The 23,661-nt window shown below is 41.1% G+C and carries 23 protein-coding genes and 1 other annotated feature; of the genes, 4 read left to right on the forward strand and 19 right to left on the reverse strand.

From position 1 onward, the window contains the following. Positions 1 to 153: 153 nt before the first annotated feature. The 10 genes from minD to QLQ22_RS18680 form a co-directional block, all read right to left on the reverse strand. Positions 154 to 960 (reverse strand): septum site-determining protein MinD, encoded by an 807-nt coding sequence (gene minD / locus QLQ22_RS18635; RefSeq protein WP_223436976.1) that lies wholly within the window; start codon positions 958 to 960, stop codon positions 154 to 156. A 2-nt stretch (positions 961 to 962) separates the two neighbouring features. After that, on the reverse strand, positions 963 to 1,646 hold the full coding sequence (gene minC, locus QLQ22_RS18640) for a septum site-determining protein MinC (protein ID WP_223436978.1): 684 nt from the start codon (positions 1,644 to 1,646) through the stop codon (positions 963 to 965). A gap of 149 nt (positions 1,647 to 1,795) precedes the next feature. Then, positions 1,796 to 2,314 (reverse strand): rod shape-determining protein MreD, encoded by a 519-nt coding sequence (gene mreD / locus QLQ22_RS18645; protein ID WP_223436980.1) that lies wholly within the window; start codon positions 2,312 to 2,314, stop codon positions 1,796 to 1,798. Continuing rightward, entirely contained in the window at positions 2,314 to 3,207 is an 894-nt protein-coding gene (gene mreC, locus QLQ22_RS18650; protein ID WP_223436982.1) for a rod shape-determining protein MreC, read from the reverse strand. The genes mreD and mreC overlap by 1 nt, the downstream gene beginning before the upstream one ends. 35 nt (positions 3,208 to 3,242) lie before the next feature. Continuing rightward, entirely contained in the window at positions 3,243 to 4,265 is a 1,023-nt protein-coding gene (locus QLQ22_RS18655; RefSeq protein ID WP_223436984.1) for a rod shape-determining protein, read from the reverse strand. A 119-nt stretch (positions 4,266 to 4,384) separates the two neighbouring features. Beyond that, positions 4,385 to 5,068, reverse strand: coding sequence for a RadC family protein (radC, locus tag QLQ22_RS18660; protein WP_223436986.1), 684 nt, complete (start codon positions 5,066 to 5,068; stop codon positions 4,385 to 4,387). A 40-nt stretch (positions 5,069 to 5,108) separates the two neighbouring features. Beyond that, positions 5,109 to 5,681: a Maf family protein gene (locus QLQ22_RS18665; protein ID WP_223436988.1), complete on the reverse strand. Its 573-nt coding sequence runs from the start codon at positions 5,679 to 5,681 to the stop codon at positions 5,109 to 5,111. A gap of 145 nt (positions 5,682 to 5,826) precedes the next feature. Further along, entirely contained in the window at positions 5,827 to 6,870 is a 1,044-nt protein-coding gene (locus QLQ22_RS18670; RefSeq protein WP_284015322.1) for a hypothetical protein, read from the reverse strand. Between the two features lie 951 nt (positions 6,871 to 7,821). Then, positions 7,822 to 8,574: a prepilin peptidase gene (locus tag QLQ22_RS18675; protein WP_223436992.1), complete on the reverse strand. Its 753-nt coding sequence runs from the start codon at positions 8,572 to 8,574 to the stop codon at positions 7,822 to 7,824. Positions 8,575 to 8,590: 16 nt separating this feature from the next. Continuing rightward, positions 8,591 to 9,013 carry a type IV pilin protein gene (locus QLQ22_RS18680; RefSeq protein ID WP_223436994.1) on the reverse strand — a complete coding sequence of 141 codons (423 nt, stop codon included), beginning with the start codon at positions 9,011 to 9,013 and terminating at the stop codon, positions 8,591 to 8,593. Positions 9,014 to 9,524: 511 nt separating this feature from the next. Between QLQ22_RS18680 and QLQ22_RS18685 the strand changes: the two genes are divergently transcribed. Next, complete coding sequence (locus tag QLQ22_RS18685) at positions 9,525 to 9,827, forward strand: hypothetical protein (protein ID WP_284015323.1); 303 nt, start codon at positions 9,525 to 9,527, stop codon at positions 9,825 to 9,827. Between the two features lie 75 nt (positions 9,828 to 9,902). Here QLQ22_RS18685 and QLQ22_RS18690 read toward each other — a convergent pair whose 3' ends face one another. The 3 genes from QLQ22_RS18690 to QLQ22_RS18700 form a co-directional block, all read right to left on the reverse strand. Beyond that, positions 9,903 to 11,615, reverse strand: coding sequence for a sensor domain-containing diguanylate cyclase (locus tag QLQ22_RS18690; protein WP_284015324.1), 1,713 nt, complete (start codon positions 11,613 to 11,615; stop codon positions 9,903 to 9,905). A gap of 91 nt (positions 11,616 to 11,706) precedes the next feature. Continuing rightward, positions 11,707 to 13,011, reverse strand: a complete 1,305-nt coding sequence (locus QLQ22_RS18695; RefSeq protein WP_284015325.1) for a bifunctional folylpolyglutamate synthase/dihydrofolate synthase — start codon at positions 13,009 to 13,011, stop codon at positions 11,707 to 11,709. A gap of 80 nt (positions 13,012 to 13,091) precedes the next feature. After that, positions 13,092 to 15,734 carry a valine--tRNA ligase gene (locus QLQ22_RS18700; RefSeq protein ID WP_284015326.1) on the reverse strand — a complete coding sequence of 881 codons (2,643 nt, stop codon included), beginning with the start codon at positions 15,732 to 15,734 and terminating at the stop codon, positions 13,092 to 13,094. 59 nt (positions 15,735 to 15,793) lie between these two features. After that, positions 15,794 to 16,022, reverse strand: a binding site (T-box leader). A gap of 158 nt (positions 16,023 to 16,180) precedes the next feature. On the opposite strand from QLQ22_RS18700, the gene QLQ22_RS18705 reads away from it, so the two are divergent. After that, positions 16,181 to 16,372, forward strand: coding sequence for a hypothetical protein (locus tag QLQ22_RS18705; RefSeq protein ID WP_223437005.1), 192 nt, complete (start codon positions 16,181 to 16,183; stop codon positions 16,370 to 16,372). Between the two features lie 31 nt (positions 16,373 to 16,403). Here the strand turns inward: QLQ22_RS18705 and ysxE are convergent, their stop codons facing one another. Then, positions 16,404 to 17,426 carry a spore coat protein YsxE gene (gene ysxE, locus QLQ22_RS18710; protein ID WP_223437007.1) on the reverse strand — a complete coding sequence of 341 codons (1,023 nt, stop codon included), beginning with the start codon at positions 17,424 to 17,426 and terminating at the stop codon, positions 16,404 to 16,406. A 143-nt stretch (positions 17,427 to 17,569) separates the two neighbouring features. Then, the gene (spoVID, locus tag QLQ22_RS18715; protein ID WP_284015327.1) at positions 17,570 to 18,697 is read right to left on the reverse strand and encodes a stage VI sporulation protein D; all 1,128 of its coding nucleotides are present in this window, start codon (positions 18,695 to 18,697) and stop codon (positions 17,570 to 17,572) included. A gap of 193 nt (positions 18,698 to 18,890) precedes the next feature. On the opposite strand from spoVID, the gene QLQ22_RS18720 reads away from it, so the two are divergent. Both QLQ22_RS18720 and QLQ22_RS18725 read left to right on the forward strand, forming a co-directional pair. Next, complete coding sequence (locus QLQ22_RS18720; protein WP_284015328.1) at positions 18,891 to 19,079, forward strand: CsbD family protein; 189 nt, start codon at positions 18,891 to 18,893, stop codon at positions 19,077 to 19,079. Between the two features lie 89 nt (positions 19,080 to 19,168). Continuing rightward, on the forward strand, positions 19,169 to 19,336 hold the full coding sequence (locus QLQ22_RS18725) for a hypothetical protein (RefSeq protein WP_223437012.1): 168 nt from the start codon (positions 19,169 to 19,171) through the stop codon (positions 19,334 to 19,336). Between the two features lie 307 nt (positions 19,337 to 19,643). Here QLQ22_RS18725 and hemL read toward each other — a convergent pair whose 3' ends face one another. Genes hemL through hemC form a run of 4 tightly spaced genes read right to left on the reverse strand, consistent with a single transcriptional unit; the run spans position 19,644 to position 23,653 of the window. After that, entirely contained in the window at positions 19,644 to 20,930 is a 1,287-nt protein-coding gene (gene hemL, locus QLQ22_RS18730; RefSeq protein ID WP_223437016.1) for a glutamate-1-semialdehyde 2,1-aminomutase, read from the reverse strand. A gap of 18 nt (positions 20,931 to 20,948) precedes the next feature. Next, positions 20,949 to 21,929: a porphobilinogen synthase gene (hemB, locus tag QLQ22_RS18735; protein ID WP_223437018.1), complete on the reverse strand. Its 981-nt coding sequence runs from the start codon at positions 21,927 to 21,929 to the stop codon at positions 20,949 to 20,951. Positions 21,930 to 21,935: 6 nt separating this feature from the next. Next, positions 21,936 to 22,721, reverse strand: a complete 786-nt coding sequence (locus tag QLQ22_RS18740; RefSeq protein WP_223437019.1) for a uroporphyrinogen-III synthase — start codon at positions 22,719 to 22,721, stop codon at positions 21,936 to 21,938. Continuing rightward, on the reverse strand, positions 22,721 to 23,653 hold the full coding sequence (hemC, locus tag QLQ22_RS18745; protein WP_284015329.1) for a hydroxymethylbilane synthase: 933 nt from the start codon (positions 23,651 to 23,653) through the stop codon (positions 22,721 to 22,723). The genes QLQ22_RS18740 and hemC overlap by 1 nt, the downstream gene beginning before the upstream one ends. Between the last annotated feature and the right edge of the window lie 8 nt (positions 23,654 to 23,661).

Here is a 23,661-nt window from a genome sequence, read left to right on the forward strand (position 1 = left end):
CCCATCCCCTCGGATCACATTTACTCAATTTTATGCCTTGTCCTCAAGGAATATGACAAGCCTAAAAGAACAGGATCATTGTGTTTAAATGAGCAGCAGAAAAATCTCAAAACAAAAAAACAGCCTCTGAATATTCAAAGGCTGCTTTAATACTTATACTCTAACGCCGAAAAAGCGTTTAATTTTTGTAATAACACCTGGATTAGCATCTTCTAATGATTGCAGAGGAATCGATTCGCCAAGGATGCGGCGGGCAATGTTCCGGTATGCAATGGATGCGCGGTTGTTTGAATCCATGGCGATCGGCTCACCGTTATTTGAAGCTTTAATGACATCGTCATCATCTGCTACAATTCCGATTAAATCAATTGATAGGTGCGTAACAATTTCATCCACATCCAGCATATCCCCATTTTTCACTAAATGATTGCGGATTCGATTGATAACTAGCTTCGGAGGCTCAATGGCCTCTTCTTTTTCAAGCAGGCCGATAATGCGGTCTGCATCGCGTACGGCTGATATTTCAGGAGTCGTCACGACGATGGCCTTGTCAGCTCCTGCAATAGCGTTTTTAAAGCCTTGCTCGATGCCGGCAGGACAATCAATTACAATATAGTCATAGTCCTGTTTCAGCTCCTCCACCAGCTTTTTCATCTGCTCAGGATTAACAGCTGATTTATCGCTCGTCTGCGCAGCAGGGAGCAAATAAAGCCTGTCTTCAAAACGTTTATCTTTTACAAGCGCCTGATGAATTTTACATCGGCCATCAACAACATCCACCAAATCGTAAATGATGCGGTTTTCAAGCCCCATTACAACATCGAGGTTGCGCAGGCCGATGTCTGTATCAATGAGACATACCCGTTTTCCTAAAATCGCTAAAGATGTTCCTAAATTAGCAGAAGTTGTTGTCTTTCCAACTCCGCCTTTGCCAGAGGTAATAACGATAGCCTCACCCACGGTCAAATTCCCCCTTCAAACCTTGTCAAGTTAGGTCGTAAATGAGTCAACTGCTGAAGTCGATCAATGATGATAGATTCATTTTCATCTATGTAAGCACATTCCATCTCGTGCTTTTCTGTCTGAATATAATCAGGGGCACGGTTTACGATGTCACAAATTCTGATTTGCGACGGCTTCATCACCGATGCGGCGATGACAGCAGATTTGTTCCCGTTATATCCAGCATGCGCAATGCCTCTAAGCGTCCCCATAATAAAGATGTTTCCGCGGGCAATAACAGTGCCTCCCGGGTTAACATCTCCGATCAGGAGCAAATCGCCTTCAACTTTAAGAACCTGTCCGGAGCGAATCATTTTAGCAACAGAGACCACTTCTGCTTCTTTTTTCATTTGCAGGGCATGATCCTTTGTAACAACATTGCTTTCAAATGTTTCAACAACCAGATTTCGTTTTTTTTGTATAACAGCTTCAATTTGATCCTGCTGTTTTTTATGAAGCAGACGGTTACCCGCTTTGACGTTAACGGTGATATATGGCCCATCTTCATGAATGTATTGCTTTAAGGACAACATTTGCTCAAGTTCATTCAGCAGCTCTTCAAAAGAACATGAATCATCGAGATGCAGCGTTAATCCATCTTTTGTACCTTTTATTGTGACAAATTGCTGTTTCTGAGCCTTCATGACGTTCACCTCAACGACTATACTATTTCGACAGATAGATGCAATCTCCCTCTTTTTTTATAAGAGAATTTTGATAGAAAACCGGCTGATGATCCAACATGTCTGCCGCAACGATAGTAGTCTGCCAGAATGTGATTCATCAATAAACGCTAATCATCCAGATAATCCATTTTTACTTTCGATATAAAGCGGCTCATTGGGTAAATCAGGACGATTGCCCCGACAGAATTAGCAGCAAGTGTAGGCAAAAGTCTCAAATTAGTAAAATCATAGAATGACAGATTGGAGTAGCCGATCAGCATTTGAATGCCATACGAGTAGAATTCCAAAAGTGTAACAGCAAGCAACGACAAGAAAAGCACAACGAGCATATTTCCCTGCAGTGCTTTTAAAGCTTTTGAAATTAAATAAGCGAACAATGGATAGGCAAATAAATAAATGCCAAGTATTTCTGTGTATACAATGTCATGCAGCAGTCCAAAAACCATGCCGTAAATCAGCCCTGATTTTTGACTGTAATATGCCGTAATATAAACAATCGCGAGCATGACAAAGCGCGGGATGATGACTTGGTTGTCATTTGTGAATGGAAGCTCAATCAAAACAACAAAGGTGCTTTCGGAAATGAAAATAAATAAGATTAAAAGAGGAAGGAGAATACGATTCATTATTCTTCCTCCTCCTCTGGATCCATATTATCGATATCAATCGTTTCTTTCACGCGTTCTGTTACAAAAACACGGTCAATATTATAAAGATCAGCTTCAGGTTTGATATAGGCCATTTGTGAAAGTCCGTAGGAATCCGGCTCTACCTCCATTACTTCACCAATAACAAGACCTTCAGGGAATATTCCGCTGCTCCCTGACGTGACTACCTTCTGCCCTTTTTCGATTTTAACATCCGATTCAATTTTTTTGAGCAGCAGCGCTTTTTTCTTCTCATCATATCCTTCGATCAATCCGAAAATATTTGGCTGCCCGTCCTTGCCCTGTATTTCAGCTGCAATCCGGTTTTTGCGGTCCGGAGAGCTTAATAGCTGAACAGTTGAATTGAATTTTGATGTATTTTTTATTTTTCCGATTAATCCTTTATCCGTGATTACGGCCATATCCTTCTGAATGCCGTGCTGTGATCCCTTATCAATGGTAATCAGGTCAAACCAGCGGCCCGGATCTGGATTTCGTGCAATCAAAGTGGCAACGATTGGATTGTATTCTCTAAGTGATTCTTCGGCACCGATTTCAGCCCGAAGCTTTTCGTTATCTCGTTTCAGCTCCTGAAGCTCGGTCTCGATTTTCATATGCTCGTCAATTTTGCTTTTAAGCAATTTATTTTCTTCATATGTATTTTTCAAATCGCCGACATTCTCAAAGAAGCCCGCTACATATTGTGCGGGCTTATGAAATACAGTTTGGAATAATCCTGTTGAATCTTTAACAAATTGTTCTGGCCATGTTAGCTGTCTGTCTTCTTTTAAAGAATACCCAATCAATGCCACTAAAAAGATGATACTAACCAGCAACAATATAAGACGTTTATTCAAGAAAAACTGTGGCATGTGACTTTTACACCCTCTTAATGTTTATTTCACAATTAGCGGCTGTCTCTTGCTTTTGTTTTGAACAAATGAATATGCTCAAGAGCTTTCCCTGTACCGATTGCAACACAATCAAGCGGGTTTTCTGCAATTAAAACAGGCATGTTTGTTTCTTCGCTGATCACTTTATCAATGTTGCGAAGCAAAGCTCCGCCCCCAGTAAGAACGATGCCGCGGTCCATAATATCAGCCGCAAGCTCAGGCGGTGTTTTTTCAAGTGTGTTTTTAACAGAATCAACAATCGAGTTGACCGTATCGCGCAAAGCTTCTGCAATTTCCTTAGCCGTAATTTCAATTGTCTTTGGAAGGCCTGTGAGTAAATCACGGCCGCGAATGTCCATATTATCGACACCTTCAGCTGATCCTGCAGAACCAATTTCCATTTTAATAGATTCTGAAGTACGGTCGCCAATCATTAAGTTATATGTTTTGCGGATATAGTTGACAATGGCATCGTCCATTTCGTCACCGGCAACGCGGATGGATTGAGACGTAACAATTCCTCCAAGAGAAATAATGGCCACTTCTGTCGTACCTCCGCCAATATCAACTACCATGCTTCCAGTTGGTTCCCAGACAGGAAGATTCGCACCGATTGCAGCTGCAAACGGCTCTTCAATCGTATAAGCATCGCGTGCGCCTGCTTGTCTTGTCGCATCAATGACTGCACGCTCTTCTACTGCTGTAATGCCGGAAGGAACACAGACCATAACATATGGCTTACTGGAGAAAACACCTTTACCTTTTGTTGCTTGTTTTATGTAATACTTCATCATTGATGCAGTTGTTTCATAATCGGCAATTACGCCATCTTTCATCGGGCGGAGCGCTACAACATTTCCAGGTGTGCGTCCAATCATATTTTTTGCGTCATTTCCTACGGCTACGATAGACTTAGTGTCTGTCTGCATCGCTACAACCGAAGGCTCGCGAACCACAATTCCTTTTCCTTTAACGAAAACAAGGGTATTTGCTGTACCCAAATCTATACCAAGGTCTCTTGTCCCAATTCCAAACATCAGATGTATCTCCCTTTCTAAAAACCGAATTACTTTCTACTATTTATTTTCAAATGTCATATGAGAACTAAAAAAACTCATAAACATTATTATAGCGTAATTACGCAAAAATAAAAGTGTTACAAATATCCTTTTTCTTTTAAACTCACATATTTTTGCTCACCGATAATAAGATGGTCCAAAAGCTCTATCCCCAACATTTTACCACACTCTGTTAATCTTTTTGTAACTTCAATGTCTTCACGGCTTGGAGTCGGGTCTCCCGAGGGGTGATTATGGATGCAAATAATTGAAGCGGCCGATCGTTTCAAAGCTTCTTTGTACACTTCGCGGGGATGGACAATTGAGGCATTGAGGCTGCCGATAAAAACAGTTTGTTTATGAAGCACTTGGTTTTTCGTATTTAAATAGAGGCAAACGAAATGCTCCTGTGATAAAAAGCGCATTTCTTCCATTACATAATTCGCACCGTCTTGAGGAGACTTGATGACATATCTGTCTTCGTATGTGAGGCGGTTAATTCTTCTGCCCAGCTCAAGTGAAGCGAGGATCTGCACGGCCTTCGCTTCCCCGATTCCAGAGATGCTTGTCAGTTCCGCAGCAGATGCTTCTTTAAGAAACCTTAATCCTTCAAAATGATTGAGCAGCCTGTTTGAAAGCTGGAGAACAGATTCCTTTTTTGAACCTGTTCTAAGCAATATAGCAAGCAGCTCGTGATTTGCAAGACTTCCAGGACCGTCATGAATTAATCTTTCACGCGGCCTGTCTTCTTCAGGGAAATCATGGATTTTTAAGACTTCCAATCGCCGTCTCCTCCTATTTGTCCTCTCTGCTTCTGCTCTTTTATTTAAGTGAAAACCCTGCCTTCTTCAGCTCTCTGATTGTACGAGCAACAGGCAATCCGACAACAGAAAAGTAGTCGCCTTTTATTTCTTTTACAAATAACGAACCGAGCTCTTGAATTCCATATGATCCTGCTTTATCCATCGGCTCCTCAGTATCAATGTAATCTTCAATTTCTTCTTCTGAAATTGGCCAGAAAGTTACATCTGTCTGTTCATAAAACACAATTTTCTCTTCTTGAAATAAAATGGCAACCCCCGTTAAGACCTGGTGGGTATTGCCTGATAATTTAGCAAGCATCTGCTTTGCTTCTTCTGTATTGGCCGGCTTGCCTAAAATTTCATCCTTATAGACAACAACTGTGTCTGCTCCAAGCACAAACGATTCAGTGAAACGCTCCGCTACTGCTGCAGCTTTTTGCTCTGCAAGCGACATCACAATATCAGGAGGCGCGAGCAATGGATCCACAACTTCTTCTACATCACTGATTACAACTTCAAAAGGCACATGTACATTCTCAAGCAGTTCTTTTCTGCGCGGAGAACCTGATGCCAAAATAAGGTGCTGCTGCATCCTTCAACATCCTTTCACTCGGTTTAAAAGGGAGATACATTCGTATCGTAGCAAACCCTGCAGGGATACACAAATAGGAATAATCAAATTTTCGGGTTTAGGCGTTACTAAAAAACAAAAAAAATTGCCCTCATGAGGACAACCTTCATTTTAATGAAACTAAGAGATCCATAAGCTTTTGCTGTGCTTCCCACCCTGTCTTTTCACTAACATCTTCTTTAAGAAGCATGGATATATCTGTTAGATCCTTTTTGACGGCAACAAGATTCTCATCTTTCAGTTTTAATTTGTTCAGTTCTGTCAGGATAGCATCAGATTTCGTGTCAACATCATTTGCCTTGCCTGTGACTGCTGATGAAGATAATGTGACCAACGATTTAAAATGATTGATAAGGGCACTTGCGTCTTCATTCGTTTTCATTGAAAATACATCACTTTTCCCGCTCCACGGCTCGATGGCGCTTGATTGGTAAACATTGCTCAAACCATCTGTTTCCTGTTTTGCGTTTCCGACTCCCCCATATACAAAGTATGAGCCGTCTTCCTCAACTGTTATAGCGGGAAACCCATTGCTTTTCATGTCAGCCGCTGTTGTTTCTGCACCTTCTTTAGATGAAAATTTTCCAATTTGCGCGAAGTACAGCTGAATGTCTGCTGAAGAACTGCCAGAACCTGCACCTGCTTCTTTTGAATCGGCTTGAGCAGCCGCTTGGTCTGTCTCAGCGCCTGCACCGGCCTGCTGCAGTGCTGCCGGCAAATCCTCATTTGAAATAAAATTCAATGCAACAAATCCGAAGCTCACACCAAGCACAATCGCCAGTATGATGGTAACCGCATATTGCTTAAATGGATAAGAGCTTAATGGATTCTTTATGCCAGTGCCGAAGTAAGGTGAGCCCTTCCCTTTAGATGCTGTCTTTTTAGGAGCGACTACTTTTGGATCATCCTGAAACACTTCACCGTCATCCTCAGGCAAAACCCAGGAAAAATCATCCTCTTTCTTGGCATCGGAAGCCGCTACTTCTTTTTCAGCCATTACTTTCTCATCCCAGCTTAGAACAGGAAAATCCAAAGAGACCCCTTCTTGGTCTTTTTCGTCCGACTTCTTTTTCTGCTGTTTCACACTTTTCAGGTTGCGTTCTTCTCCATTGATCTTGATCTTAATAGCATTTGCCTGCTGCTTGTCCAATTTAACACCCCCCATCTGAAACGATTCTCATATCTGAATTCCATGCTAGCATACGAAAATAAAAAAAGAACAAGACATTTGTCGTCTTGTTCAGAAAGGTTTTCGTCAAATAATCACCCTATTCGTCATCCTCAGTTACAAGCGACGGAGTAAGTGGGATATTTATTGCTTGGCTGCGGAGCAGCCACCTTAGGGGTTTCCTCGTATAGATCCTGCAAACCATCTGCATAAAAAGCTGAAACCTGCATTCTGACTTGGAAAAAAGCAGAAAGCGTGTCAAACAGCAGGATAAAGAATGTGACATTTGCCGAAAGTGGAGATGCTTTGCTGCCGCCTGCTGCTTCCGTTGAAACTGCTGCAGAAACCAGCCGGAAGCATCAAAAACGGACAGACACAAGAAGCAGCTGAGCTGCTCCACCATAGGGACAGGGACCATTCGCTGTAATTCTACAGAATTTACACCAGGCATGCTTTCTGTCGAAGTCTTGCCGCTTGTTAATAGTGAAAACTGTATTAGCTGCATTTTTCTTGAAGAAACCAGTGTCTGTTGATTACTAAAAATAGACGCCTGCATACAGGCAACAAGTTGAAGGACAGCTGCAATCAAAAGGATAATTGGGATTCTTTGTTCCCCAGAATCACTTTCACGCACTCCATCGACTCAGACTTTTTCTGTTTTTTCTCCTTCAGTTATATATAGTGTCCTCTTATTTAATTATCCTTCAAGTCTTCTTACACCGAAAGTTCATCCAAAATAAGGGATAGAGTCTTAAAATCCTGAATGACACCGTTCGAATAAGCCCATTCCAGCAGAAAACGCTCCTGCAAAAACTGGGGTATAAAAGGACTTGCCTAATTCATTTGAACTACCGGATAACCTCATCCTTAATTGTGAAATTATTGTTTTTACTTAACAAAAATGAACATATATCCATTACTTTACTTCCAAGCCTAATAACCGATTATTTTGAAATACCACTGAAGCAGCTCTTGCCCGTAAAAATAAGCTGCGATGGTTCCAACCATAATTGACGGACCAAAAGGAATCGGCTGCTTACGCTTCACTTTACCCGTCATAATCGCAAGTACTCCAATGATGGAACCAACAACACAAGATAAAAAGAAGGATAGCAGAACGAGCTTCCAGCCGATTGCAAGACCAAGTACTGCAAACAGTTTAATATCTCCTCCGCCCATACCCTTCCCTTTACTCAATATGGCGATTCCATAAAGCAAAATGAAACCGGCAACAGCGCCAATCAGCGGATTCCACCATGGTGTCAGCGGAATGAAGATCCTCTCTATAACAAACAACCCGGCAAAAAACAAAAGAACTTTATCTGGAATAATCATATATTTCATATCCGAAACGAAAATTATCATGAACAGAGAGATCAGAGTTAATGCAATAACCAATTCTTTTGACCATCCCGCCAGCAGAGGTGATATCGCAAAAAGAATTGCCGTCTTCAGCTCCACAAACGGATAAAGCGGAGATATCCGCATCCTGCACTTCCGGCATTTTCCGCCCTGTAAAAGATAAGAAATAACAGGAATAAGCTCACCTGCTGTTAAAGTATGATGACACCCCGGACAAGCTGAACGGGGCGCAGCAATGGATTCTTTATTTGGTACACGGATACCGACTACGTTGAAGAAGGACCCTAGTAGGAGACCGTAGAAGAATAAAAAAATATTAGCCATTTTTATTATTCCGAAATTATCCATATACAGAAATTGTATTAGGTGGATTATCTATATCATCAAGGTTACTAATAGCTTCTAATGTACTGTTTGTAAATGTAATTGTTCCGTCATTTACATTTGCATTACCTGATAAAGTCATTGAATTTAAATTTGCTTTTACAGAAAAATCCACTATGAAATTTACGTTTTCCAAATTACCTCCCAGGTCACCATCTTCTAAGATTCCATCAGCTCGAACTTCATCAGTAGAAGAATATAGTCTTGCAACATTTAATATATTTGCAGCTTCAGCTTTACCTGCATCTTCGCACGAATTTTGTATTACATTCCCAATACCAGGCACAGCATTAGCAGCGATAATCCCCAAAATAACAACAACCTCAATAAGCTCGATCAGGGTTAATCCTCGTTCGTTCTTTAACACCTTTTTAAACATATCTTTCTCTCCTTCAACTAGTAAATTAGCAATATATCACTTTATATAGAACGTAGTCATTATAGCATGTAAAACTGGGTTAAATTGTTAATTTTTTGTTGAGATTTAATTATTATTGTTGAATATACCTGACAATGGTACTAGATGAAAGTCACTACTCCTCCTACAATTCCTGCAAGAAAACAATTATTAGCGGTTCGATCAGAGATTTCAATCTATCTGCTGCCTGTTCGGCTTCGCCTTCACAAAAATCGGCCATTTTAGAATACATTTCATTAAGTAAACCCTATCCTTCTCCTATTGCGCTCATACGGGTCACAAGAGGCGGAAAAAACCAATGATCTTTCATTGATTCTGTTAACGAGTTTCCTTTTCCAGCGCGTTTCGTGATTCATTCTCTTGAAATCACTTCATTTTCCAAGATATTTTCAACAATGGAGATAGCCTGCTATATCTGAACTGAACTTGAAAACAAAGAACTAAAAGTTATGTGTGCGAGGCGGACAGCGGTATGCTTGCAGCAAATAATAATGAATTCAGAACAGAACCAAAAGTGATTGATGCCTTTCTATATTCAAACCAAACTCTAGAAATGTATGGTATAGGTATAGGATTCAATATTAAAATTAAAGGTGGAGTATACGGATCAAATGTTATTTTAAATGCGACAAAAGGAGACACCCGGGATACCCTAAGGGTTTGTTTGTGTGTGGATTGGCTGGTTATGGGAGAGTGTGAATACATACTTGACCCGGCAACTAAAATCATATTTGAAGTTTGTACTTCTCCAAAAATCAAAATGATTTTGCACTAAATTCACGCCTTAGAAACAATTGATCAAAAAATCGAATAAAACCAAAAACCAGCACCCATTAAGGATGCTGGTTTTCTATTTCACATACTCCGCCACACGGTTCCGTCCTGCCTGTTTGGCTCCAATATACATGGCACGGTCAGCATGTCTGATGAGGTCAAGCGGTCCCTCTGCATCATAAGGAGCAGTTGCGTATCCTATGCTTGCAGTAATCGAGATGGAATGTCGCTTGCCGAAGGTCTGAATGTCCTGGTCAATCATGAATGGCCGGTTTGCAATGGTTTTTCGAATTCCTTCAGCGAAGGCAAAGCATGCCATCTTGTCCACGTTCGGCAGGAGAATGACAAACTCTTCTCCCCCATACCTCGCAACAGTGCCCCGTTCTCCGATAAACCTTACAAGCCGGTCTGCGAGTGCGATCAGGATTTCATTTCCGGCCTGATGACCATACGTATCATTCACTTTTTTGAAGTGATCAATGTCGAGCAGAATGAGAGATAAATGGTTCAGCTGAGTGCTGCCAAGTTTAAAATACTCCGATTCAAGCAGCTTCTCCATGTACCGATAGTTAAAGAGACCTGTGAGCGCACAGCGTTCACTTTGTTTTTTCGTTTCCTCATAGCTTCTTGCATTGTCAATCGCAACACCGAGATAGGCAGTTAATAAATCAACAATCATCAGCTGTGAATAGTCGTAGGACCGTTTTTTGTTAGAGGCAAGAACGACAATGCCTACGACCTTTTGGTTTCTGACAATGGGGACGCCAATCAAGCTTTCAATAGTTTCAGGCAGCAGCGTTTTCTCAAGCTTTGCCCAATGTTCCCTTTTTTTGTAGAGGACGCTTTTCTTTTTTGCATACACTAATCCGCTGATTCCATGATGGACAGAGATCGTTTCTTTCGTACCAGTTACTATCTGTCCATTTTCAAGCTTTCTGATAACTTTGAGCTCGTAATCATTCACGACATCAATGATGTAAGCATAATCCGCATTGATCATGGATGTCAGTTTATCAATATAGACATCCATGACTTCTTTTACTTCCAGTCTTTCTGTAAGCTGATGCCCGATCTCACTTGCTTGCTGCAGATATGAATTCAATCGCTGGCTATTGGACAGCAGGAGCAGGATAAAGGAGATTCCAACGAATGGTATTCCCACATAGAACAGAGCTTCTAAGCCTAAATCTTCATATAATATGTACAGCATTATTCCCACCGGCAGGAACATGAGCGTCGTGAAAATCTCCCATAAAAAATCCTTTGAAAAGAATTTTTCTTTGTTTTTATAGAAAAAACCTCTGATCACATGCTGAAGAAAAAAGTGATTTGTCAGGCAAATTGTGAACGCATATATGATAACTTTAGTTAAGAACTCAAGAGTGAATTCTGTTTGTCCATGTGTTCCGCCAATGGCATAGTAGACAGCAGCCCCTGCAACAGAGACGATTAGAAACATCAATGAATTTGTAGGATAGCGGTGGATTTCTCTTAAACCTACGCGAAGCTTGATAAGAAGAACTGTAAGGGAAATCTGCATTAGTATCATTTCAACTAATGGCCCGAAAAGCAGGAAGACGGAAATTGAAACACCCTGAGCGAAAAAAACAGGAGTTTCGTTCACGATAATAGGAAAGATGGAAACAATACACATTAATAACAGGAATGTTGCAATAGCCAGTTCATTACCCGCTATCATCGGCGGCCAAAAATAATAAGCTGCACATAAAGCTGCCGGAAATAGAATGGCCCACGACACCCATAATACAATCTTAAGATTTTTTTCCATGTACTGTCCCCCTCTCTCTATCTTTAAATTTATTATTTTTATATTTTAACAAAAATTCAGATATCTGTCATTTGTTATTAGGACTATCAACCTAATCTTTCGATAAGAAATTTCGACAAAAAGGCCTAACTTCTGAGATAAAGTAAAGAGAACCGGTCACTAGGAAAACATCTTTTAATTCGCCTGCTTCCATCATTTTTAGAAAAGCAGCTTTCCAATCATCTTCAAAATCCTTTTTTCCATGTCTGCATGCCTGAAAAAGCTCTTCTGCCGAAGCAGCTCTTGGAAAATCAAAAGTCGTAAAATGCATACTATCTGCAATAGATGAGAGGATATCAATCATCGGAGTGTATTCCTTATCTTTTAAAGCCGAAAAGAGAATATGAATCTTTTTGCCGTGATAATGGCGCTTCATCGCAGCAGTAAGACTCTCTACGCCCTCTTTATTATGAGCCCCGTCCACAATGACCGCTGGGTACTCTGATAGCTGTTCAAATCTGCCGTTCCAGCTGGTCTGCAAAAGTCCTTTAATCACATGCTGCTCATCAATATGAAATAATTCCTTCGAACGCAAATAATCAAGTGCCATTACTGCAAGAGCCGCATTCTGAACTTGATGCTCTCCGCGCATTGATATTTCAAGGTTCTTATAATAGCTGAAAGGAGTCTTCATTTCGAACCTTTCTCCTCTTGGAAGGGGCTGATGATTCAAAACCGGAAAAGTATCATGGTAAACGGCAGCGTTCATGTCTTTTGCCTTTTGGTTTATTACATTTAATGCCCGTTCATCTGTAACAGATGTCAGCATAGGAATGCCCTCCTTGATGATTCCTGCTTTTTCACCGGCGATTTCTTCTATTGTATTGCCAAGAATATTCATGTGATCAAAACCGATGCTTGTAATCATTGTTAAGATCGGCTCAGCAATATTGGTTGAATCATATGTGCCGCCAAGACCGGTTTCCAGCAGCAAAATATCTGTTTTTTCATGTCTCCCAAAATAATAGAAAGCCATGGCTGTGATTACTTCAAATTCAGTCGGTCCGCCAAGCTCAGTGTCTTCAAGTTCATCTGCAAGCGGCCTGATCATATTAACTAAAAACAGCATTTCTTCATCAGATATAGGTTTGCCGTTCATGCTGATTCTCTCGTTGAATGTTTCCAGGAACGGAGAGGTGAATGTACCTGTCGTGTACCCTGCTTCTTGAAGAACATTGCGCATATATGCAATGGTTGACCCTTTGCCATTTGTGCCTGCAACATGAATGGCGCGAATTTGTATATGGGGATTATTTAATTTTTCCATCATCCAGGTCATCCGCTTCAATCCGGGTTTAATGCCGAATCTTAGACGCGAATGAATCCAGTCTACCGCTTCCTCATAAGTTTGAAACATATCATATACCCCTTTTCTCTCTATTTACATGAAAACTCGGGTGTGATTCTGCCAATCACAACCCGAGCCTATTAAAAAGCTTACCCTTTTAATTCACTGATTCTAGAAAGAACAGCTTCTCTTTTCTCTACATAATCGCTTTCTTTCGCACGTTCTTCCTCAATAACTTTTTCAGGTGCTTTTTTCACAAAGCCTTCGTTGCTCAGTTTCTTTTGAACACGTTCGACTTCTTTATTCAATTTATCAAGCTCTTTTTGAAGACGTGAGATTTCTTCATCAATATTGATTAAGCCTTCAAGCGGGAAAATAAGCTCAGCTCCCGTTACGACAGAAGTCATCGCTTTTTCGCCTGATTCTGCATCCGTGCTGATTGAAAGGCTGCTTGTGTTGCAGAAACGCTCAATGTATGCACGGTTATCGTCAAGCTGTTGCCCAACATCCGCATTTTTCGCTTTAATCAGCATTGGAATCTGCTTGCTCATCGGTGTATTTACCTCAGCTCGGACATTTCTTACTGAACGGATTACTTCAACTAGCAATTTCATATCTGCAGCAGCTTTTTCGTCCGTTAATGAAGCATTCACTTCAGGCCATTTTGCAATTGTAATGGATTCCCCGTTGTGAGGAAGATTCTGCCATATTTCCTCTGTAATGAAAGGCATGAATGGGTGAAGAAGTCTCATTGTGTTATCAAGCACATATGCAAGAATGGAACGAGTTGTTTTCTTTGCTTCTTCATTGTCCCCATATAGAGGAAGCTTCGCCATTTCGATATACCAGTCACAGAAATCATCCCAGATGAAGTTATAAAGAAGGCGGCCTACTTCACCGAATTCATATTTATCAGCAAGCTTGGTCACATGCTCAATTGTTTCGTTTAATCGAGTAAGTATCCATTTGTCAGCTACTGATTTTTCTCCGCTGATATCGATCTCTTCATATTTCAGGCCAGCCATGTTCATTAAAGCAAAACGTGAAGCATTCCAGATCTTATTTGCAAAGTTCCAAGTCGCTTCTACCTTTTCATAGCTGAATCGCAAGTCCTGGCCTGGAGAGCTTCCTGTAGACAGGAAGTAACGCAATGAATCTGCGCCATATTTCTCGATTACTTCCATTGGATCGACGCCGTTTCCAAGAGATTTACTCATTTTGCGGCCTTGCTCATCGCGGACTAGCCCGTGAATCAGCACATCTTTAAATGGACGCTGACCTGTAAATTCAAGACCCTGGAAAATCATGCGCGAAACCCAGAAGAAGATAATATCATATCCTGTTACAAGCACATCTGTCGGATAGAAGCGCTGATAATCGATCGATTCTGTATCAGGCCAGCCCATTGTCGAGAACGGCCATAGCGCGGAACTGAACCACGTATCAAGAACATCTGTATCCTGCTCCCAGTTTTCAATATCTGCAGGCGGTGAGTGATCAACATGAACCTCACCTGTTTCTTTGTTATACCACGCCGGAATTCTGTGTCCCCACCAAAGCTGTCTTGAAATACACCAGTCACGGATATTTTCCATCCAGCGCATATACGTATTTTCAAATCGGTTTGGCACAAAGTTTACTTTCTCTTCCTTGCCTTGAAGCTCGATTGCTGCATCAGCAAGCGGCTGCATTTTAACAAACCATTGTGTTGAAAGATATGGTTCAACAACTGCACCGCTTCGTTCACTGTGCCCTACAGAATGAAGATGCTCTTCAATTTTGAATAAAACATCCATATCTTGAAGGTCTTTTACGATTTGCTTGCGGCAGTCAAAACGGTCAAGACCATTGTATTTCCCTGCGTTAGCATTCATTGTTCCGTCTTCATTCATAACAAGAACACGTTCCAAGCCGTGGCGGTTTCCGATTTCAAAATCGTTCGGATCATGTGCAGGCGTAATTTTAACTGCCCCTGATCCAAATTCCATATCCACATAGTCGTCGCCGACAATCGGTATCTCACGGCCAACGATTGGCAGAACAACTGTCTTTCCGATCAAATGCTTGTAGCGGTCATCTTCCGGATGAACGGCAACCGCTGTATCGCCAAGCATTGTTTCAGGACGGGTTGTAGCGATTTCAATATGCCCTGAACCATCAGAAAGAGGATAGCGCATATGGTAAAAAGCGCCTTGTACATCTTTGTAGATAACTTCAATGTCCGATAAAGCAGTTTTCGTTTGCGGATCCCAGTTGATAATATATTCACCGCGGTAAATAAGTCCCTTTTTATATAGAGATACAAATACTTCATTTACCGCTTTTGATAAACCTTCATCTAAAGTAAACCGCTCTCTGGAGTAATCAAGTCCAAGCCCAAGCTTAGACCATTGAGTACGAATATGTGATGCATACTCTTCTTTCCACTTCCATGTTTCTTCAACGAATTTTTCCCGTCCAAGATCATAGCGTGATTTGCCTTCCTCGCGCAGCTTGCCTTCTACTTTTGCCTGAGTGGCGATTCCTGCATGGTCCATGCCCGGAAGCCATAGCACGTCATAGCCCTGCATTCTTTTCATGCGGGTTACAATGTCTTGAAGCGTTGTATCCCACGCGTGCCCAAGATGAAGCTTGCCTGTAACGTTAGGCGGCGGAATAACGATAGTATAAGGCTGTTTTTCCTGGTCATTTGTCGCTTCAAAGTATTTGCCCTTCAGCCAGAACTCATAGCGGTTACGCTCGATACCCTGCGGATCATATTTTGTAGAGAGTGTTTGTTCATTGTTCTCCATTTTTCTTCCTCCTTAAAAAAATACCGGTATGAAACAATAAAAAAACTCCTTTCATCCAATAAAAGGACGAAAGGAGTTGATTTCGCGGTGCCACCTTTTTTCATAGGCAAAAATAAGCCTATGCTCTCAAATGGGATAACGGCGTTCATGCCGATTCTCTCTACTTCTAGTTCAAGAGAATTACTCAAGGGCGACCTTCAAGCGAGCTTGTTTAAGAAATCTTTCAGCAAATGATTTCTCTCTCTAAAAACAGCTTTCGGCTTTACTCTTCCCTGTCAATGTATGTTCTTTTATTCAATAAAAGCATATATGTATTATTGTATACAATCTTATCATTTTACGTCAATCATCTTCTCCATTTTTCATGCCCTTTATTCACACGAATCACAAATTTGGGTAAATGCACATATCTTGTTAGCATGAATCATCAGGTTAGGAGAATTTGTATGCGAAGAAAAGTTAATTACTACAATATGTCACCATGGGTAAAGCAATTCAAAGTAATCGCAGGCCAGTTCATCGTTCCGATTACGATTTTCCAGACGATACGGACCTTGATCTTCCCAACTCCAGTAGATCTTGTTCTTTTATCACTGTTGATATTGCTTGGAGTAGCTCTTCACATGGAGTGGATTTAAAAACCCAATCAGAGAGATGATTGGGTTTTTTTTATGATGATTGCTCTGCCGCTATTTTTTTATTCTCTTCAATTTGCGTCACTTTCATAACAAAATATTCAATGTTTTTAAAAGTCCAGTAGGATTTGGTGAGATCCTGATTCCGTTTGAGCTGAGGGACACTCCGGCTTGACTGGTTCATATGCTTTTTCAAATTTCTGTAGATAATATCCGGGTATGATAGGTAGCAAGTGAATAAAAGCATTTCTTCTTCCCGGAACGGAAAATGCTGCTGATACGTATAGAGCCAATCCACACAATCATCATCTGCAAATGGATACGTATGGAATGTACGATGATAAAAGAGAAGCAAATCGTCAATGGGTGATGAGTATCTGGATTGTTCAAAATTTGTTAAAAATCCAGTTCCCTGTTCATCGTATAAAAAGTGATGAATGGATGCTCTCCCATGAATAATAACCTGGCGGGCATCTTCTTTTTCCTTCATCATTTCGTACCATTCATCAAGTTTCTTCCGCGCAAAATCAGTCGCTCTTGCTGTTTCAAAATAATAAGTAACCGCCTGCAGTTCAAAAGGGGACAAGTACCATTTTTTTTCGCATTCTTCCACATATTTTTCGTAAGCGGCTTTGTTTTCATCCCACTGCCTGGATAATGTATCATAATGAACTTTAAGTGCATCCTGATTCAATTTTTCCGCGGCGGCTGTTTTCTGATGGAGCACAGCAAGTTCCCTGAACATGTTTTTATGACGCTCATCTCTCTCCTCTTCAGGTTCATTGTGAAGCCATGGCATGATGTAATACCAGTACTCTCCATCTGAGGTGAAAAATTGGCGGTGTTTATTTCTGAAAATTGGCACATAGCCGGAAAATCCTTTTTGATGAGCCGTATGAAGTGTTTCAATAAAATGGCCATTTCGGTTTGCTGTGACTCTTTTTAATGCATATGATGCTCCAGAGCTTGCATAGATTTTGGTCAGCTTGTCACTGATTGACTCCGCGTACTCGCAAGTTAAATCATATTGGCTGATTACAGGCACTAGCTTATCCATAATTTCTCTCACCACTCTATAACTCACCTTCCTTTATGAAGGAATAAGTGAACGATTTTAACCTGTTTTCTTTCTGAGAAGAATATTGATTCTTACAAAAAAAACAGCTGAGGAATACTCCTCCTCAAGCTGTTCTGTCCATCTTAATGCGTGTTTGCATAAACCGGAATATATAAAGTCTGCCCTTCATGCACATCAGCAGTTGAGCTGAATTGGTTCACCCTGTGCAGCTGCTGGACCGTGATATTATAACGGTCGCATATGCTGTCAATTGTATCCCCCTGCTGAACGATGCAGATTTTAAGTTTTGAAAACTCCTCTTCATCCTCACGTCCAAAAAGCTTTGTTAAATAAAGAGAGTTTTCCGTCTCCTTCGGCTGCTCCTGTTTTTTCGCTTCTTCTTTTCGGCTTTTTGGACTTTGTTTAGGCGGTGCTGAGTAAGATTCGACCTCTGCTTCTGCAGGCCTTCCTGCACTATAATGAATTTCAGGCTGTGTGATTTCTTCTTCTATTGCCTGCTTTCTGACTTCTACATCAAAAGACTGTGTGACTTCTTCTTCTATTGCCTGCTTTCTGACTTCTACATCAAAAGACTGTGTGACTTCTTCTTCTATTGCCTGCTTTCTGACTCCTACATCAAAAGGCTGATAAAACTCTTCTTTTTCAGGAGTGTCGCTGTTCTCTGCAAGGACTGCATCAAAGCTTTCTGAATATGCTTCCTGAGTCTCCTCTTCATGGAGCAAAGCCTGAGAAGAACGGTAAAGCGGCTCAAGCTCTTCTTTAGTTGAGTGATTATATGTTTGCTCTTCCTCTTTCTCTTCCTGAACTTCTTCAAATGAATCCTGACTTGAAATTCCGCTTATTTCTAAATCTGCAACAAGCTTAAGATTTCTGCTTTCAGATAGATCATAGTCAAATGATTCAATCGTCACATATACTTCTTCTAAATCTCCAATTCTATTTCTGGGGATCGTAATATCCACTGGGAACCGGTGAACAAGCTGTGATATGCCATCCTCCTCCCGGGTTTCAACACTGTTTACAAACCGGAGATTGGCATATTCAAATTCCTCTTCGTTATAATCCTCATCTATTTTGTACTCACCCGTTAACTGCAGTGCACCCCGAATGGAGATGTACTGGTCAAATTCCTGGATGGTGATGTCTGGATCTAATGAGATGGATAACAGCTCACCTACTTCCTGTCCCTTTTGAAACCAAACGGATTCTTCAACAGAAAACCGTAATGATGATTGTTGATCCTGTGACAACTTGAACTCCTCCTTTCAATGGCCTAACCTAATAAGCTATGACATTAAAGGTTTATGTTCAAGATTCAAAGATTATGAGTGATTTTTAGAATATGACTTATTTCTATAATGAGATATAGAATCTAAAAATCAGTGTTTTAACTGACCGCTGACCGGGAAAATAGTCTGTAACATAAAAAAGGAGTGATCTGTAATGTCAAAAGATCAAGGTTTAAGCGATAAAGTAAAAGGCAAGGTAAACCAGGCCAAAGGTGAAGTGAAGGACCAGGTCGGCAATGCAACAGACAATCCGAACATACAGCGGGAAGGCAAAAAAGATAAGCTGAAAGGCAGCATTCAAGAAGCTGCAGGAAAAGCGAAGGAAGATTCACACCGTTATTAATGTACATAAAGAGTGCCGGGCCAAAGCCGGTTCTCTTTTTTATTTCATGAAATAACTGCTATACTAAAGGAAAAAACACAGGAGATTCTATGAAACCCTTATTTTTTATTATCATTGGTTTGATCTTTTTACTTCAAATTCCTTTATGGTTCAATATAGTCGATGACTGGCTGATGGCTGCAGTCGGCTTAATCGGTCTCGCCATTATTTTTTCAAGTAAGTGGTTAAGCCGGAAATCCGGTTATAAAGAGAAATAAAAACTACCGCCTATATTTTCTTAAACGGCTTCACCTGTGAGGTGGACACAGTAATTTGGCAATTATTTATGAAAAATGGCTTGGAGTTTATCTCCAAGCCATTTATCTTTTTATCGTCTTTTCGGTAAAGCACCGCGCAGACACAGCAATCCATAAAACTTCCGATTATCCATTATTCCATAAGATTTTCTTATATGAAATGACATTAAAAATGCACACTTCTTTTCAACTATGAAATGAAGTGTGCATGATATTTTTATTTGCACCTCTATGCAGTCACTTTGTCTTCTTCAGAGGTTTCACTTTCTTACTTTAATTTAGAAAAGGCTTTTTCTGCTGCATCAATCGTCTTATTCAAATCTTCATCTGTATGGGCTGTAGATAAGAATAGACCTTCAAATTGAGACGGCGGAAGGAATACACCTTCATTTGCCATTTCACGGTAGAATTTCGAGAAAAAGTCTAAATTAGATGTTTTGGCAGTCTCAAAATTTGTTACTTTTTCATTCGTAAAGAAGAAACCGATCATTGAGCCGGCTCTGTTGAATGTGATTGGAATATCATGCTTTTTCGCTGCAGCCGTTAAGCCTTCTTCGAGAATATCTGCTTTGCGGCCAAATTCTTTATATGAATCTGGTGTCAGCTGTTTTAAAGTTGCATATCCTGCAGTCATAGCAAGCGGATTTCCGGATAATGTACCTGCCTGATAAATTGGTCCGCTTGGTGCTATCTGCTTCATAATGTCTGCACGTCCGCCATACGCTCCAACAGGCAATCCTCCGCCAATGACTTTTCCAAGACATGTAATATCAGGAGTTACACCGAAGTATCCTTGTGCACAGCCATAATCCACACGGAATCCCGTCATCACTTCATCAAAAATAAGCAAAGAGCCGTATTGAGTTGTAATTGCTCTCAGGTTTTCCAAGAATCCTGACAGCGGCGGCACGACTCCCATATTTCCTGCTACAGGTTCGACAATCACACCTGCAATATCGTCTCCGAATTGTTCAAATGCGTATTTGACGCTTTCCAAATCATTGTAAGGAACCGTGATCGTGTTTTTCGCAATCCCCTCCGGCACCCCTGGACTATCCGGCAGACCGAGTGTTGCAACACCTGACCCTGCTTTGATTAATAAAGAATCACCATGTCCGTGGTAGCAGCCTTCAAATTTGAGAATTTTGTTTCGGCCGGTAAAACCGCGTGCAAGGCGCAATGCACTCATTGTTGCTTCTGTTCCTGAGCTTACCATCCGAATCACTTCAATTGAAGGGACGCGCTCGATCACAAGCTTTGCCAGTTCATTTTCGATTAATGTAGGAGCACCGAAGCTTGTGCCGGATTCAGTCACCTTTTTTATCGATTCAACCACTTCATCATTTGTATGACCTAAAATAAGCGGTCCCCATGATAAAACATAATCAATATATTCGTTTCCATCGATATCATATATCTTGGAGCCTTTACCGCGTTCCATGAAGATAGGATCCATCGCAACCGATTTAAATGCGCGCACCGGGCTGTTTACACCGCCTGGCATCAAACCTTGCGCTTCTTTAAATGCCTGCTTTGATTTTTCATAATTGCGCATAAGAATTCTCCCTTACGATTAGTGTTGTTCCTTAAGCCAGCGGGCAGCATCTTTTGCATGATAAGTCAAAATCATATCAACGCCCGCGCGTTTCATGCTGATCATCATTTCCATCACGATCGCTTTTTCATCAACCCAGCCATTTTGGGCAGCCGCTTTGATCATGGCATATTCTCCGCTTACGTTATAAGCAACAATTGGAACATTGAAGTTGTTTTTCACATCACGGATAATATCAAGATACGATAAAGCAGGCTTCACAATTAAAAAGTCTGCGCCTTCCATTAAATCGGATTCTGCTTCTCTGAGAGCTTCCATGCGGTTAGCCGGATCCATTTGGTACGTCTTGCGATCGCCAAATTGCGGTGTGCTGTGGGCAGCATCACGGAATGGGCCGTAAAAGGCACTTGAATATTTGATTCCATATGACATAACCGGCACATCTTCAAATCCTGCTTCGTCTAATCCGTGGCGGATTGCTGCTACAAATCCATCCATCATGTTAGATGGTGCGATAATGTCAGCCCCTGCTTTTGCCTGGCTTACAGCTGTACGCGCAAGCAGATCAAGTGTAGGATCATTTAATACTTTGCCTTCTTTGACAATGCCGCAATGCCCGTGGTCAGTGAACTGACATAAACAAGTATCAGCGATGACAACTAAATCGGGGAAGTTTTCTTTAATTTGAGTAATCGCTCTCTGAACAATCCCCTGATCATGATAGGCTTGTGAACCGACCTCGTCTTTTTCATCAGGAACACCAAACACGATAACCGATTTAATGCCCAGATCAGATACTTCCTGCATTTCTGCATCCAAATAATCAAGTGAAATCTGTTCAACGCCAGGCATTGATTTTACTTCATTTCTCTTCTTTTCTCCTTCTATTACAAAGATTGGATAGATGAAGTCTTCTGCATGCAGGTGAGTTTCACGGACAATTGATCTCATGCTGCTGGTGGTGCGGAGTCTGCGGTGTCTTGTAAATTGAAGATCCATAGTTATTCATTTCCTTTCAGATTGAATATGAGTTCTCATTCTATTTATCATGGCATCGATTGTGTATGTATTACAAACAATCCCATTAAATCCATAATTGGACAGGGTCTGATGCGTGATTGGTCCGATGCTTACCAAAGTAACCCCATATAGCAGCGAATCCAGATCCCTGTTTTTCATTACTTTCATAAAAGCATCTACGGTTGATGAGCTTGTAAATGTAATATAATCGAGCTCATTTTGCTTCAGTAAACGCTCGATTGTTTGTCCATCTTTTACATTATGTATTGTTTCATACAGAGCGGCATCTGTCACGGAGAAGCCCTTCTGAGTAAGCTTCTTGATTAATATTTCACGGGCCAGATTTCCCCTGAACAGGAAAATATGCTGTTCTGTACCAGTCTTAGCTGCAATTTCCTCGGCTAATTGCTCTGCCACATATTCTTTTGGAATGATGGTGACCGGGAAGCCTCTGTCTTCTATTAATTTCTTTGTTTTTCTGCCGACTGCGGCAAAGGTGCAATCTGAAAATTTGCTTATATGTATTTTATGTTCTGTCAGAAAGTCAAAAAAGTAAGCAACACCATTTGTGCTTGTAAAAACAAGACAGTCCTTCGGTCTTATGCGGTCAATGATCTCACGGATTTGCTTTTCATTCTTTGCCTTTTCAAAACGGATAAGCGGAGTTACAATGGGAACTCCGCCGGCGTTTTTAATTTTCTCGGCAAAAGTGGTCGCCTGTGTATGCTCTCTCGTAATTAAAATTTTCTTTCCGGAGAGGTCAGGAGCCATTATAGATCGAGCTCCTCTTTCACTCGGTCAATCAGGGCTTTTGCCCCCTGCTGAATCAGGCGGTCTGATACTTCTTTGCCGATAACCTCTGGATCTTTTCCAACGATTCTTTCTTTATAAATCTCTTTTCCGTCAGGTGAGGCAATTAAAGCAGTAAGAGAGATTTCGTTATCAAAAGCAACTGTAGCATAGCCTGCAATCGGAACCTGACATCCGCCTTCCATGACGTGGAGGAATGTTCTCTCTGCCAAAACAGCGAGCTTGGTTGCTTCATCCGTAAAATGAGACAAGAGTTCAAGCAGCTCGTGATCATCTTCTCTGCATTCAATTGAAAGTGCACCTTGTCCAACTGCTGGTACACAATCATTGGCATCTAAGAATTCTGTTACAACATCCTGACTCCATCCCATTCTGGCCAAACCAGCTGCAGCTAAAATGATCGCGTCATATTCTTCATGCTGAAGCTTTGCAAGACGTGTATCAATATTTCCCCGAATCCACTTAATCTCAAGGTCCGGTCTCATCGCAAGCAGCTGGGCGCTTCTTCTTAAACTGCTCGTACCAACAATTGCGCCGGCAGGAAGCTCTGAAAGTTTTACATGGTTTTTTGAAATGAACGCATCTCTCGGATCCTCACGGAAAGGAATGCAGCCGATTGTCAGCCCGTCTGGCAGTACAGCGGGCATGTCTTTCATGCTATGTACAGCCATATCAATTTCCCTGTCAAACATGGCTTGCTCAATTTCTTTAACAAAAAGACCTTTTCCGCCAACCTTTGACAGTGTCACATCTAATATCTGATCGCCTTTTGTCACAATTTCACGCACTTCAAAATCAAAAGGCAGCCCTAAGTTTTTTAACTGATCGATCACCCAGTTCGTTTGAGTTAAAGCCAATTTACTGCGTCTAGAACCTACAATTATTTTGCGCATAATGAGTA

Origin of the sequence: Metabacillus hrfriensis, assembly GCF_030127205.1 — a bacterium.
In the GTDB taxonomy this organism is placed as follows: Bacteria; Bacillota; Bacilli; order Bacillales; family Bacillaceae; genus Bacillus_P; species Bacillus_P dongyingensis.